Origin of the sequence: Streptococcus equinus (assembly GCF_900104225.1) — a bacterium.
Lineage (GTDB): Bacteria > Bacillota > Bacilli > Lactobacillales > Streptococcaceae > Streptococcus > Streptococcus equinus_D.
Genome location: NZ_FNJK01000002.1, coordinates 16,633 through 30,123 on the forward strand (window position 1 = coordinate 16,633; position 13,491 = coordinate 30,123).

Sequence of the window (13,491 nt, forward strand, 5' to 3'; positions counted from 1 at the left end):
TTGAAAATAATTTAAAAGAATATTGCAAAACGACCTTTTCAAGCGTATACTGTCTGAAAAAGGAGGTTTGTATGAAAAAAATTGAGAAGAAAAATACTGGCCTTTTGGTTACGAGTAGTACAATTTCAAAAGTTGGAGATGTCTTATTTGATTATGTTAATAACTCATTTTTGGCTAGTATGAATGTCAAGTCAATGGTTTTAGTGGGAATCTATCAATCAATGGAAAATATCATTGGCGCTCTTTTTAATCTCTTTGGTGGTGTGATAGCGGACCGTTTTCGGCGAAAGAAAATTATTATATTAACTGATTTTTTAAGTGGATTAATCTGTCTGATTCTGTCTTTTATCACTCAACAAACGTGGTTGATGTATGCGGTGATTTTGACAAATGCTTTGTTGGCATTGTTGTCAGCTTTTTCGACGCCAGCTTATAATGCTTTTACCAAAGAAATTGTTGAAAAAGAACAGATTACACTAGTTAATTCTTATCTGCAGACGGTTGCTACGCTGGTTAAAATCATTGTTCCTTTGCTTGCTTTGGGGATTTATCATGTGATTGGCATTAATGGGGCTTTGATTCTAGATGGCTTGTCGTTTTTGTTATCAGCTTTGATTGTAGCTTTTGTTCAACCCATTTTAGAAGAGACGAGTAAGAACGATGATTTTTCAGTCAAGGTCATCTTCGACGATTTAGTTAGTGGCTTTAAGTATGTTATCCGTAATCGTCAGATTTATCTCTTGATTGCTCTATCAGCTGGAGTCAATTTTTTCATGGCAGGTTACAGCCTCCTACTTCCTTATGGGAATCAAATGTTTCCAAAAATCACTGGAGATATTTATGCTACTTTTTTGACCGCAGAAGCTATTGGCGGAGTGATTGGAGCGGTGGTTAGTGGAAAAATGAGACGAAAATTATCAACTGGTCAATTAATGGCTATGTTATTTGTCTTTGGTGGTTTTGTCGCACTTGCTCCTGTACTTTATTTTGTGAAAGCTGAGCTTTTCTTAATGGTTTTATCGCCTGTTGGTTCTGGGATTTTTATGACCTTATTTAACATTCATTCTTTTTCTTTAGTTCAAAGAGAAGTCGCTAGTGAATATTTGGGACGAGTATTAGGAATTGTTTTTACGGTTGCTATTTTATTTATGCCCCTTGGAACAGCTCTTTTTACAATCATTTTTAGTCCAAGTAATCCTGGAAATCTTCTCTATCTTGGCATTTCTGTTATGATACTGAGCCTTATTTTCTTGAAGTTATTACAAAGTAATGGTTAACTGTCTATATTTAAATACTATTTCGACAACGACTTGATTATTAGAAAAAATTAAGTCGTTTTTGTTTGGAGTTTCAATTTTTTTAATCATTCAAGTTAATTTTTAAGTTGAAAAATGCCTATAAATGGCCAAATTTCCATTCTTTGTTAGATTATCTAACATAAAAATCAAAAATATTGCGAAAATTTGCAAAAAAGTGTTTATTTTTTAAAAACATAGGTGTATAATAGCTCTATCGTTGTAAAGCGATCACGAAATACAAAATAAACCTCACTATTACTCACTATCATTTTGGTATTTCAAATTTAAAAAAATTTTTTAAGGAGGAGCATATGAAGAAAAGCTTTATTCATCAACAGCAGGAGATTTCTTTTGTCAAGAATACTTTTACTCAATATTTGATTGATAAACTTGGCATCGTTGAAGTGCAAGGACCTATTCTTAGCCAGGTCGGGGATGGTATGCAAGATAATTTGAACGGCGTTGAACATCCTGTATCTGTGCACGTTAAACGTATTCCTGATGCTGAATATGAAGTTGTTCATTCACTTGCTAAGTGGAAACGTCATACCTTAGCACGTTTCGGCTTCAATGAAGGAGAAGGGCTTTTCGTACACATGAAAGCTCTCCGTCCAGATGAAGAAGAATTAGACCCAATCCACTCTATTTATGTCGACCAATGGGATTGGGAAAAAGTTATTCCAAATGGTCGTCGCAACATCGAATACTTGAAAGAAACAGTTGAACAAGTTTATAAAGCTATTCGTTTGACAGAATTGGCAGTAGAAGCTCGTTTTGATATTGAAGCTGTTTTGCCTAAGAAAATCACTTTTATTCACACAGAAGAATTGGTAGAACGTTACCCAGATTTGACACCAAAAGAACGTGAAAATGCTGCTGCTAAAGAATATGGAGCTATTTTCCTTATTGGTATCGGTGGTATTTTGCCTGATGGTCAACGTCATGATGGTCGTGCACCTGACTACGATGACTGGACTTCTGAATCAGAAAATGGTTACCATGGTCTTAACGGTGATATCATCGTTTGGAACGAAGCTTTAGGTTCTGCATTTGAATTGTCTTCAATGGGTATTCGTGTTGACGAAGAAGCTCTTAAACGCCAAGTTAAAATTACTGGCGACGAAGACCGTTTGCAATTAGAATGGCATAAAGCTCTTCTCAATGGTCTCTTCCCACTTACAATTGGTGGTGGTATCGGTCAATCACGTATGGCAATGTTCTTACTTCGTAAGAAACACATTGGTGAAGTTCAATCAAGTGTTTGGCCAAAAGAAGTTCGTGACACTTACGATAACATTCTTTAATAGAAGAAACCTCAATTTAAGGACTAAAAAAAGTCGGCTGATATTCAGTCGGCTTTTTGATTGTAAAAAAGTCGCTAGAAAAATTCTAACGACCTTTGGATTATGTATTTTACCAAGGTAGACCTGCAGCGGCAATTTCTGCTTTTGAAGCATATTGTCCATTTGGGCGGTGCCATCTACCGCGATAATCTCTTTTATATCCACCAGCGGCTTGTTCTTGTTGTTGCGCTTGTTGAGCGGCAGCAGCGGCTTGTTCCTGTGTTTGACGAGCAGCTTCAGCGGCAGCTTGCTCTTGTGCTTGTCTAGCTTCTTCAGCTTTTCTTGCTTCCTCAGCTTGACGAGCAGCTTCGGCTTCTTTGGCATCAATTGCTGAAACGACGGCATTGATACGGTTATTGAAGGCTTCTTTTTTAGCGGAATCTGCTACAGCATTAACTTTTTTTTTAGCGTCATCAACGTTTTCACGTTTTTGATCGTTTTCTAGTTTTTTAACTGCAGTTTCAGCAGCATTTAAAGCTTCTTGCTGTTTTTTGGTTTCCATTGCCGTTTTGACAGAAGCAATACGTTTTTGCTTTTCCTTAACCTTTGTATCATTAACAGCATTGACTTTGGTTGTAGCTGCATCGAGATTAGCTTGGGTTTGGTCATTTTCTAATTTCTTGACAGCAGCTTCAGCCTCATCCTCGATTGCTTTTACTTTTTGGTATTCTTTTTTACCTAATTCAATGTATTTGGCATTTTCTTTTTTAAAATCACTAAGTTGATTTTGACTATCTTTTAAGTCATCTTGTTTTTGGTTGATGTCTTTATTGAGTTGCTCAATTTTTGATTCAGCTTGAGTAATATCGTTGTATTGACTACCTTGAGCCGAGAAACTACCAATCAACAAAACTGACAAGATTGTGATAGCGAGATTTTTCTTGTCTTTAAAGAAATTTTTAAAATTCATCATAATTCCTTTATCCTAAAAAAACTTTGATAATTAAAAATATCCCAGTCATCATATCAAATCTTATTTTGACTGTAAATACGATTGAAGATTTTTTAAGGCATTTTAGTTGATTTTTGCTATAATGGTTCTTATGAGAGTTGTAGCAGGAAATTTTGGTGGGCGTCCTTTGAAGACGCTCGATGGAAAAATTACTCGTCCGACAACTGATAAGGTTAAGGGCGCTATTTTTAATATGATTGGTCCATTCTTTGAGGGTGGACGTGTTTTGGATTTGTTTTCTGGTAGTGGTAGTTTAGCAATTGAAGCTATCTCACGCGGAATGGACGAGGCTGTTCTTGTGGAACGTAATCGTCAAGCGCAAGCGATTATCACAGAAAATATCAAAATGACGAAAGCTGAAAAGCAATTTCATTTGATGAAAATGGATGCCAATAAAGCGATTGGAGTGGTCAAAGGACCGTTTGATTTGGTATTTTTAGATCCACCATACGCTAAAGAAGAAATTGTCAAAAATATTACTGACTTGGAAGAGGCTGGCTTGTTATCTGAAGATGTCATGATCGTCTGTGAAACAGATAAATCAGTTGATTTGCCAGAAGAGATTTCAAACTTTGGTATCTGGAAGCAAAAAACTTATGGAATTAGTAAAGTAACGGTTTATATTAGATAAACAGAAATGATTTTTCACTAATGGAGGCAACATGGCTAAAATTGGTTTGGTGACTGGGTCTTTTGATCCTGTGACAAATGGGCATCTTGATATCATTGCACGCGCAAGTAAGCTCTTTGACACGCTTTACGTGGGGATTTTATACAATAGAAATAAATCTGGTCTGTTCACGATTGCTGAGAGAAAACAGATGCTAGAAGAGGCAGTAGAACCTTATTCAAATGTTAGCGTAGTGACAGCACATGATTCTTTGGCTGTTGATGTGGCAAGAGAATTAAAGGCTGCTTATTTGGTCAGAGGAATTCGAGATGCTAAAGATTTGGAATATGAAGGGAGTATGGATTTCTTCAATCATCATCTAGCTAGTGATATTGAGAGTGTTTATTTACTCACTTCTCCAGAATGGCATTATGTGTCATCCAGTCGTGTGCGTGAATTGATACATTTTCAGGCTGATATTTCAGCATTTGTCCCAGACAGTGTTGTGAAAAAAGTGGAGGAAAAATATGACAATCTTAAACGCATTTAAAGGGATTTTGAAAAAGTTAGGTCGTATTTTATACCGCTTAAAATGGTGGATTTTAGGGGCTGTGGGAACAGTTTTTCTCATCTTTAGTTTATTTTATCCACTTGATTATTACATTGAAATGCCAGGTGGTGCCTACGATGTTCGTAGTGTTTTAACGGTTAATAAAAAGGCTGATAAGGACAAAGGTTCTTACAACTTTGTAGCCGTGAGTGTGAGTCAGGCAACCTTGGCACAACTAGTTTATGCTTGGTTAACTCCGCATACAGAAATTTCAACTGCAGCTGCAACTACAGGTGGCTACAGCAATGAAGATTATATGCGCATTAACCAATATTATATGGAAACGTCACAAAATACAGCGACCTATCAAGCTTTAACCTTAGCAGGAAAAGATGTTAAATTGGATTATGAAGGGGTTTATGTTTTAAACGTGACCAAAAATTCGACCTTCAAAGGGCTTTTGCATCTGGCCGATACTGTGACTGGTGTGAACGGTAAAACCTTTAAGAGTTCACAAGAACTGATGGCTTACGTTGCTGATTTGGATCTTGGATCTAAGGTTACTGTTCAAGAAACGTCAAATGGTAAAAATAAGGAAGTTTCTGGTAAAATCATTGAACTTCCAAATGGTAAAAATGGTATTGGAATTGGCTTGGTTGACCATACCAAAGTGTCATCCGATGTTGATGTGAATTTTGATACGAGCGGCGTTGGTGGACCAAGTGCTGGTTTGATGTTTACCCTTGATATTTATGATCAGTTGAACAATGAAGATTTGCGTAAGGGACGTAAGATTGCAGGTACTGGTACGATTGAATCAGATGGTTCTGTTGGTGATATCGGCGGAGCTGGTTTGAAAGTTGTATCGGCTGCTAAGTCTGGTGCAGATATTTTCTTTGTTCCAAATAATCCTGTTGATAAAGAAACACTGAAAAAAGATCCTGATGCTAAAACAAATTACGAAGAAGCCAAAGAAGCAGCAAAAGATCTTAATACAGATATGAAAATTGTTCCGGTAACAACAGTTCAAGAAGCTATAGATTACTTGAGAAGCACAAATTAATCATAAAAAACATCATCTCTACTTCGTTTAGGGATGAGTTTTTTTATGGTCTGGTTTAATCGGTTAATAATTTCTTAAGCTTTATTGATTACAATGATTTAAAATAGAGCAGAAAAAATAAGAAGATTGGAGGAGTATATGACAAACTGGCAGAAGCGTTTGATCATAGGTTTTAATATTGCAGCCTTATTTATCTTTTTAGATGTTAGTTTGTTAATCTTTATCAGGTCAGTTGATGGTCATGGTGTATATCAGACCTTAGGAATGAAATGGATAACTTTCTCCGTTTGGGTGCTCTGCTATGCTTCGTTATGGATGTTCCAGGGAATTACCTATATGTTTATTAAAATTGTAAAGGTGGCAAAAAAGCATCAGAATACCCGCTGAGTACAATATCATATCTAAAAGCTAGATGACTTGTCTAGCTTTTTTATTAATCATAGATTTGTAAAACCACTGAAATATCACTATTGAGGCGGAAAATGCTATAATATTTTTATGACAGAAAAGCTAACGATTTTACATCTAAATGATTGGCACTCTCATTTTGAGACCTATCCAAAAATCAAACGTTATTTTCAAGAATATCCTGAAACAGATGAAGTGATCCGTCTTGATATTGGCGATAATATTGACCGCTGGCATCCAATGACGGATGTTAGTAAAGGAAAATGTAATGTTCAGTTGCTAAATGATTTAAAGATTGATTTTGCGACGCTTGGAAATAATGAAGGTATTGGTTTAGCTAAAAACTGGTTAAATCAAGTTTACCAAGAGGCTGAATTTGATATTATTTTAGGAAACTTAGAAGACGATAATGGTCGCCCCGACTGGGCAGTACCTTATAAAATTTATGAGACCAAAGCAGGAACTAAAATTGCTTTTTTAGCCTATACTTTTCCTTATTATTTGACTTATAAACCAGGTGGTTGGACAGTTCTTGACCCTTTAGAGTGTTTAAAAAGAGATCTTGCCATCAAGGAAGTACAGAAAGCTGATTTTAGAATTTTACTCAGTCATTTAGGACTTCCTTGGGACGAGAAAATTACTGCAAAATGCCCAGAAATTGATTTGATTATAGGAGCACACACGCACCATGTTTTTGAAGATGGAGCATGCCTTAACGGCACCTATATGGCTGCAGCGGGTAAATATGGTCAGTTCCTTGGTGAAATTAATCTAAGCTTTGATAATCATGAATTAACAGACATCACCATTCACGCACATGAAACCAGTCATATGGCTAGCAAACCTGGTGATAAAGAGTGGGTAGAAGAGATTGTTTCAGATGGACGTCAGCTTTTAGATGAAGAAGAAATTAAGCAATTTGATGAGGATTTGAGTTTAGAGTCTTCTTGTCAGCTAGTTATGGATGCTATGAAAGACTATGCTCATGCAGATCTTGCTATGATAAATTCTGGTTTAGTTGTCGAACCATTTACTAAGAAAATAACCAAAGATACCTTGCACCATTCGCTTCCGCACCAAATGCGATTAGCAAGGTTAGAAATTACGACTGCTGAGTTAGCAGAAATTTGTCAGGATGTCTATTCGCAAGCAGAATTACTGGCCAGACAACAAATTCGTGGAATGGGATTTCGTGGTAAGGAATTTGGGACCGTTTTAACAAGTGGCTTTGCTTACAAAAACGGAAAAATAGTGTATAATGAAAAGGTTACGAATGAAAAGGACACTGTCAGTCTAGTCTTGGTTGATCAATATTATTTTGCTCGCTATTTTGAAAGCATAAAATCGCATCAAGCAGAGCTGCTTTTTCCTGAATTGCTTCGAGAACTGGTAGAAGACTACCTGAGACATAAAGAATAAGTTTTACGATGGATGAAGAGAGGAGACCGATGAGAAAAGATATCTCTCCTGAAATGTACAATTACAATAAATTCCCTGGTCCACAGTTTGTGGCGTTTTCTGATCGTGTCAAAAGCGATGATATTGAATTGTTGATTTTGGCTAATGAAAAAGATGCTTTTGATGCAACAGCTTTTAGTCAACGTTTTTCAGAGATTTTGCTTAAATACGACTACATCGTCGGAGATTGGGGAAATGAGCAACTGCGTCTAAAAGGTTTTTACAAAGATGACCGAGACGTTAAAAAGGCTAATCGTATTTCACGTTTAGATGACTACCTTAAAGAATATTGTAATTTTGGCTGTGCTTATTTTGTTCTTGAAAATAAAGAACCACGTCCTGTGAAATCTGAAGAAGAAAAACAAGCAAGACGTCATAAATCACAAAAACGTTCATCTGGTAAGAAAAAAGTTGAGCGTTCTGGTAATCAACACTTTACTAGCCAAAAACGTAAAGAAAACAAAGGACGCAGTGAACGTCACCAAAAACGTGAACAACAAAAAGAAATTCAGTCGGCAAAACAATTTGTCATTCGCCGCAAAGAGAAATAGGAAGGAAATAAATTTACAGAATGCAAACAGAAACTAAGGACATGAAGCCCTCTATTTACGGTTTAACACGTGATGAACTTATCGAATGGGCAATCGAACACGGTGAAAAGAAATTCCGTGCAACACAAATTTGGGATTGGCTTTACCGTAAACGTGTCCAATCTTTTGAAGAGATGACTAATATCTCAAAAGATTTTATCGCTATTTTAAACGAAAATTTCTGCGTTAACCCATTAAAACAACGTGTTGTCCAAGAAGCATCAGATGGTACGGTTAAATACCTATTTGAATTGCCAGATGGTATGTTGATTGAAACTGTATTGATGCGTCAACACTATGGTTTGTCTGTCTGTGTGACATCACAAGTCGGTTGTAATATGGGATGTTCATTCTGTGCCAGTGGTTTGATTAAAAAACAACGTGATTTGACAAGTGGTGAAATCACTTCACAAATCATGATGGTACAAAAATATTTTGACGAACGTGGTCAAGATGAGCGAGTGAGCCATGTTGTTGTTATGGGGATTGGTGAACCATTTGACAACTACGACAATGTTCTTCGTTTTGTACGTACCATTAACAACGACAATGGTTTGGCAATTGGTGCTCGTCACATCACTATTTCAACATCTGGTTTGGCACATAAAATTCGTGAATTTGCTCATGAAAGCTTGCAAGTTAACCTTGCTGTTTCTCTTCACGCGCCAAATAATGAATTACGTTCACAAATCATGCGTGTTAACCGTTCATTCCCACTTGAAAAACTCTTTGCTGCGATTGAATACTACGTTGAAACAACTAACCGTCGTGTGACATTTGAGTACATCATGTTAAATGACGTTAATGACTCACCTGAAAATGCACAAGAATTGGCTGATTTAACGAAAAAAATCCGCAAATTATCATATATTAACTTGATTCCATATAACCCAGTATCTGAACACGACCAATACCGCCGTTCAAGTAAAGAACACGTTGCAGCCTTTTACGATGTTCTTAAGAAAAATGGTGTTAACTGTGTTGTCCGTCAAGAACACGGAACTGATATTGATGCAGCATGTGGTCAGTTGCGTTCAAATACAATGAAACGTGACCGCCAAAAAGCTAGCAAAGCAAACTAAGAAGAGATGATGAGAAAGATATTTGATGACAAACTTGAATTGACAAGTTTAGGACGAAAACTGACATTAACTTTAGTAGCCATTTATATTATTGCTCTTTGTTTCTTGTGTTTTAGTCCGCAACCATTTAAAATCGATGGGGTTGAGACACCCAATATCATTTATTATGGACGCTTACGTTTGCTTTTGGTGCCGTTTAACAGTTTGATTGGTATTGGTCAGCTTGATAGTGCCTTTGAAGCATTTTGGGTATTTGCGCAAAATGTCACCAATATGTTTCTTATCTTTCCTTTGATGTTGGGATTGATTTGGCTATTTCCAAAACTACGTCATTGGAAGAGAGCTTGGCTATTTGCTTTTGGAGTGAGTCTAGTGATTGAAACGACTCAATTGCTTGTAGACTTACTCTATAATGCTAATCGGGTCTTTGAAATTGATGATCTTTGGACTAATTCATTAGGTGGCTTACTAGCTTTGGGGCTTTACACAGTTATTTACAAAAAATATCACAAGTAGTTATTTATAGGTCAGGAAAAACTCCTGACCTTTTTCATATGAGAAGCTTAGGGCAGGAAACTTGACTTAGAGTCTACTCAAGGGTGTATAATATCAGCTAGAAAGCAGGTTTTAATGAAAATTATAAAGGATCTCTGGTGGTTTTTTAGGCTGGAGAAAAAACGGTATATTATTGGAATTCTTGCTCTTATTTTGGTGGCAATTTTAAACCTTGTCCCTCCAAAAGTTATGGGCGGAGTTATTGATCGAGTGACATCTGGTGAGTTAACACAAGGGCAATTGCTGATGAGCTTATTCTTGTTGGTTTTATCAGCTTTTGCTATGTATTTTTTACGTTATATTTGGCGAATGTATATCTTGGGAACGTCGTATCGTCTTGGTCAGATTATGCGTTTTCGCTTATTTGATCATTTTACAAAAATGTCACCTAGTTTTTATCAAAAACATCGTACGGGTGATTTGATGGCGCATGCTACTAATGATATTAATGCGCTGACACGTTTAGCAGGCGCTGGAGTTATGTCAGCAGTAGATGCAACAATTACGGCTTTTGTGACTTTGGTGACAATGGCTTTTAGTATTTCTTGGCAAATGACCTTGGTAGCGGTGATTCCTTTGCCATTTATGGCATATGCAACAAGTCGTTTAGGACGAAAGACTCACCAAGCGTTTGGAAAATCTCAAGCTGCCTTTTCAGAATTAAATAATAAGGTTCAGGAGTCCGTGTCAGGTATCAAAGTAACCAAGTCATTTGGATATCAAGAAGATGAACTTCAGTCTTTTCAAGAAATCAATGACATGACTTTTGTTAAGAACATGAAAACCATGAAATATGATGTCATGTTTGATCCTTTAGTGCTTTTATTTATCGGGGCAAGTTATGTTTTGTCATTGTTGATGGGAGCTTTTATGGTATCAGCCGGTCAAGTGACGGTTGGTAATTTAGTAACCTTTATCACTTACTTAGATATGCTAGTTTGGCCCTTAATGGCAATTGGTTTTCTTTTTAATATGATTCAACGCGGTTCTGTCTCTTATAATCGTATTAATCGTCTTTTGAAAGAAACATCTGATGTCCAAGAAAGTAAACAGCCTTTGCAGACTATTCAGAATGGTACTTTGGTTTATGATATTGATTCGTTTCATTATGAAAATGAGGAGACGTTATCAGATATTCATTTTGCTCTAGAACAGGGGCAAACGCTGGGATTAGTTGGGCAGACCGGTTCTGGTAAGACTACCTTGATTCGTTTGTTGTTACGTGAATATGATTTGACTGATGGTCGGATTATGCTTGATGGCAACAATATCAAGGATTACAAGTTATCTGATTTACGCCGTTTGATTGGTTATGTCCCACAGGATCAATTTTTATTTGCCACTAGTATTTTAGAAAATATTCGTTTTGGAAATCCCGATGCCTCTTTAGAAAAGGTTGAAGCAGCAACGAAGTTATCTCGAGTTTATGATGACATTATGGCAACACCGGATGGCTTTGAAACTTTGATTGGTGAGAAAGGTGTTAGTCTTTCTGGTGGTCAAAAACAGCGGATTGCTATGAGTCGTGCCATGATTCTTGATCCTGAAATTTTGATTTTGGACGATTCTTTGTCAGCAGTAGATGCTAAGACAGAACATGCTATTATTGAGAATCTTAAGCAAACTCGTCAACATAAATCGACAATTATCACAGCACATCGTTTGAGTGCGGTGGTTCATGCTGATTTAATCTTAGTCTTGCAAGATGGGCATATCATTGAACGAGGGCGTCATGAGGATCTTATTAAGCAAGGTGGCTGGTATGCAGATACTTATGAAGCTCAGCAATTAGAAATGGAAGGAGATAGTGATGAAGAATAATGCAAATCAGTGGCGTGTATTTAAGCGCCTCATGAGCTATCTCAAACCTTATAAATTCTTAACCGCCTTAGCTCTAGGTCTTTTACTACTAACAACGGTTGTTAAGAGTCTGATTCCACTGATTGCTTCTTACTTTATTGATCATTTTTTGACGGATATGAATCAGACTGCCATGCTGATTTTAGTTGGTTATTACCTCATGTATGTCTTGCAGACGCTTATCCAGTATTTTGGAAATTTCTTCTTTGCGCGTGTGTCTTATAGCATTGTTAGAGATATTCGAAGAGATGCCTTTGCAAACATGGAAAAACTTGGTATGGCTTACTTTGACAAAACTCCCGCGGGTTCTATTGTCTCTCGTATTACAAATGATACTGAAGCTATCAGTGATATGTTTTCAGGCCTTTTATCAAGCTTTATTTCGGCTATTTTTATCTTTTCAGTAACTCTGTTAACGATGTTGAAATTGAATGCGACATTGACAGCTTGGGTTGTGATTTTCTTGCCATTTATCTTTGTTTTGGTTAATCTTTATCGCAAAAAATCGGTAAGTGTGATTGAAAAAACACGTGCATTGTTGTCAGATATTAACAGTAAATTGTCTGAGAGCATCGAAGGGATCCGAATTATTCAATCCTTTAGTCAAGAAGAGCGTTTGAAAGATGAATTTGAAGCTATCAATGAAGAGCATGTGTTTTATGCTAATCGTTCGATGGCATTAGATAGTCTTTTCTTGCGCCCTGCTATGTCACTTCTGAAGTTATTAGCATATGCTATTTTAATGGCTTATTTTGGTTTTCGTGGAATGGAAATTGGTATTTCTGCTGGTTTGATGTATGCCTTTATCCAATACGTTAATCGTCTTTTTGATCCTTTGATTGAAGTGACTCAGAATTTTTCAACTTTGCAAACTTCAATGGTTTCAGCTGGACGGGTGTTTGATTTGATTGATGAACAGCAATATGAACCTGAACAAAATGGTGTGTTAGATTTTGTGCAAGATGGCAATATTGAGTTTAAAAATGTGAGTTTTTCTTATGATGGAAAACGCCGGATTTTAGACAATATTTCCTTTAAGGTTAATCAAGGTGAGACGATTGCCTTTGTAGGATCGACTGGATCAGGAAAGTCATCAATTATTAATGTCTTTATGAGGTTTTACGATTTCCAATCAGGTCAAGTTTTACTGGATGGTAAAGATATTCGTGATTATTCTAAAAAAGCTTTGCATAAAAATGTTGGTTTGGTACTGCAAGAACCATTCTTGTATCATGGTACTGTGAAATCTAATATTAAAATGTATCAGGATATTTCTGATGATGCTGTTCAAGCTGCCGCAGCCTTTGTGGATGCTGATCAGTTCATTCAAAAATTACCTGATAAATATGAGACAAAAGTGACAGAACGTGGTTCAAGTTTTTCAACAGGTCAACGTCAACTTTTGGCATTTGCAAGAACCGTAGCTAGTCAGCCGAAGATTTTAATTTTGGATGAAGCGACAGCAAACATTGATTCAGAAACGGAAAACACTGTTCAAGAGTCTTTGAAGAAAATGCGTCAAGGTCGTACAACCATTGCCATTGCTCACCGCTTATCAACCATTCAAGATGCTGACTGTATCTACGTCCTAGACAAAGGTAAGATTATTGAGTCAGGAACTCATGATGAATTGCTAAGTTTGAAAGGAACTTATCATCGTATGTATCAACTGCAAGCAGGTATGATGGAAAAATAAACTGATAACCAATTTGCTAAAGAGCA

The 13,491-nt window shown here is 36.6% G+C and carries 13 protein-coding genes; 12 read left to right on the forward strand and 1 reads right to left on the reverse strand.

Features of this window, described 5'->3' with window-relative positions; genetic code table 11:
* The first annotated feature begins 71 nt into the window (after positions 1-71).
* Both BLP98_RS02875 and asnA read left to right on the forward strand, forming a co-directional pair.
* Positions 72-1,277, forward strand: coding sequence for an MFS transporter (locus BLP98_RS02875; protein ID WP_074481827.1), 1,206 nt, complete (start codon positions 72-74; stop codon positions 1,275-1,277).
* 332 nt (positions 1,278-1,609) lie between these two features.
* Complete coding sequence (asnA, locus tag BLP98_RS02880; RefSeq protein ID WP_074481828.1) at positions 1,610-2,602, forward strand: aspartate--ammonia ligase; 993 nt, start codon at positions 1,610-1,612, stop codon at positions 2,600-2,602.
* Between the two features lie 109 nt (positions 2,603-2,711).
* On the opposite strand, the gene BLP98_RS02885 is transcribed toward asnA, so the two are convergent.
* Positions 2,712-3,551 carry a hypothetical protein gene (locus BLP98_RS02885; protein ID WP_081341156.1) on the reverse strand — a complete coding sequence of 280 codons (840 nt, stop codon included), beginning with the start codon at positions 3,549-3,551 and terminating at the stop codon, positions 2,712-2,714.
* Between the two features lie 133 nt (positions 3,552-3,684).
* Between BLP98_RS02885 and rsmD the strand changes: the two genes are divergently transcribed.
* The 10 genes from rsmD (at position 3,685) to BLP98_RS02935 (ending at position 13,465) form a co-directional block, all read left to right on the forward strand.
* Positions 3,685-4,224 carry a 16S rRNA (guanine(966)-N(2))-methyltransferase RsmD gene (gene rsmD / locus BLP98_RS02890; protein WP_074482228.1) on the forward strand — a complete coding sequence of 180 codons (540 nt, stop codon included), beginning with the start codon at positions 3,685-3,687 and terminating at the stop codon, positions 4,222-4,224.
* Between the two features lie 31 nt (positions 4,225-4,255).
* Complete coding sequence (gene coaD / locus BLP98_RS02895) at positions 4,256-4,753, forward strand: pantetheine-phosphate adenylyltransferase (protein WP_074481829.1); 498 nt, start codon at positions 4,256-4,258, stop codon at positions 4,751-4,753.
* Positions 4,731-5,816 carry a SepM family pheromone-processing serine protease gene (locus tag BLP98_RS02900; RefSeq protein ID WP_074481830.1) on the forward strand — a complete coding sequence of 362 codons (1,086 nt, stop codon included), beginning with the start codon at positions 4,731-4,733 and terminating at the stop codon, positions 5,814-5,816. Before coaD ends, BLP98_RS02900 begins: the two co-directional genes overlap by 23 nt.
* Positions 5,817-5,954: 138 nt before the next feature.
* Entirely contained in the window at positions 5,955-6,203 is a 249-nt protein-coding gene (locus BLP98_RS02905; RefSeq protein WP_074481831.1) for a DUF3923 family protein, read from the forward strand.
* A gap of 111 nt (positions 6,204-6,314) precedes the next feature.
* Positions 6,315-7,643 (forward strand): bifunctional metallophosphatase/5'-nucleotidase, encoded by a 1,329-nt coding sequence (locus BLP98_RS02910; RefSeq protein ID WP_074481832.1) that lies wholly within the window; start codon positions 6,315-6,317, stop codon positions 7,641-7,643.
* A 29-nt stretch (positions 7,644-7,672) separates the two neighbouring features.
* Complete coding sequence (locus tag BLP98_RS02915; protein ID WP_074481833.1) at positions 7,673-8,233, forward strand: YutD family protein; 561 nt, start codon at positions 7,673-7,675, stop codon at positions 8,231-8,233.
* Positions 8,234-8,253: 20 nt separating this feature from the next.
* Positions 8,254-9,354 carry a dual-specificity RNA methyltransferase RlmN gene (gene rlmN, locus BLP98_RS02920; protein WP_074481834.1) on the forward strand — a complete coding sequence of 367 codons (1,101 nt, stop codon included), beginning with the start codon at positions 8,254-8,256 and terminating at the stop codon, positions 9,352-9,354.
* Positions 9,355-9,363: 9 nt separating this feature from the next.
* Positions 9,364-9,870 (forward strand): VanZ family protein, encoded by a 507-nt coding sequence (locus tag BLP98_RS02925; RefSeq protein WP_074481835.1) that lies wholly within the window; start codon positions 9,364-9,366, stop codon positions 9,868-9,870.
* Between the two features lie 114 nt (positions 9,871-9,984).
* Entirely contained in the window at positions 9,985-11,730 is a 1,746-nt protein-coding gene (locus tag BLP98_RS02930) for an ABC transporter ATP-binding protein (protein WP_074481836.1), read from the forward strand.
* Positions 11,720-13,465: an ABC transporter ATP-binding protein gene (locus BLP98_RS02935; RefSeq protein WP_074481837.1), complete on the forward strand. Its 1,746-nt coding sequence runs from the start codon at positions 11,720-11,722 to the stop codon at positions 13,463-13,465. Before BLP98_RS02930 ends, BLP98_RS02935 begins: the two co-directional genes overlap by 11 nt.
* Positions 13,466-13,491 lie beyond the last annotated feature (26 nt).

Coding starts and splice junctions, on each gene's coding strand:
- BLP98_RS02875 (WP_074481827.1), top strand. CDS start 72: ATGAAAAAAATTGAGAAGAAAAATACTGGCCTTTTGGTTACGAGTAGT.
- asnA (WP_074481828.1), top strand. CDS start 1,610: ATGAAGAAAAGCTTTATTCATCAACAGCAGGAGATTTCTTTTGTCAAG.
- BLP98_RS02885 (WP_081341156.1), bottom strand. CDS start 3,551: ATGAATTTTAAAAATTTCTTTAAAGACAAGAAAAATCTCGCTATCACA.
- rsmD (WP_074482228.1), top strand. CDS start 3,685: ATGAGAGTTGTAGCAGGAAATTTTGGTGGGCGTCCTTTGAAGACGCTC.
- coaD (WP_074481829.1), top strand. CDS start 4,256: ATGGCTAAAATTGGTTTGGTGACTGGGTCTTTTGATCCTGTGACAAAT.
- BLP98_RS02900 (WP_074481830.1), top strand. CDS start 4,731: ATGACAATCTTAAACGCATTTAAAGGGATTTTGAAAAAGTTAGGTCGT.
- BLP98_RS02905 (WP_074481831.1), top strand. CDS start 5,955: ATGACAAACTGGCAGAAGCGTTTGATCATAGGTTTTAATATTGCAGCC.
- BLP98_RS02910 (WP_074481832.1), top strand. CDS start 6,315: ATGACAGAAAAGCTAACGATTTTACATCTAAATGATTGGCACTCTCAT.
- BLP98_RS02915 (WP_074481833.1), top strand. CDS start 7,673: ATGAGAAAAGATATCTCTCCTGAAATGTACAATTACAATAAATTCCCT.
- rlmN (WP_074481834.1), top strand. CDS start 8,254: ATGCAAACAGAAACTAAGGACATGAAGCCCTCTATTTACGGTTTAACA.
- BLP98_RS02925 (WP_074481835.1), top strand. CDS start 9,364: ATGAGAAAGATATTTGATGACAAACTTGAATTGACAAGTTTAGGACGA.
- BLP98_RS02930 (WP_074481836.1), top strand. CDS start 9,985: ATGAAAATTATAAAGGATCTCTGGTGGTTTTTTAGGCTGGAGAAAAAA.
- BLP98_RS02935 (WP_074481837.1), top strand. CDS start 11,720: ATGAAGAATAATGCAAATCAGTGGCGTGTATTTAAGCGCCTCATGAGC.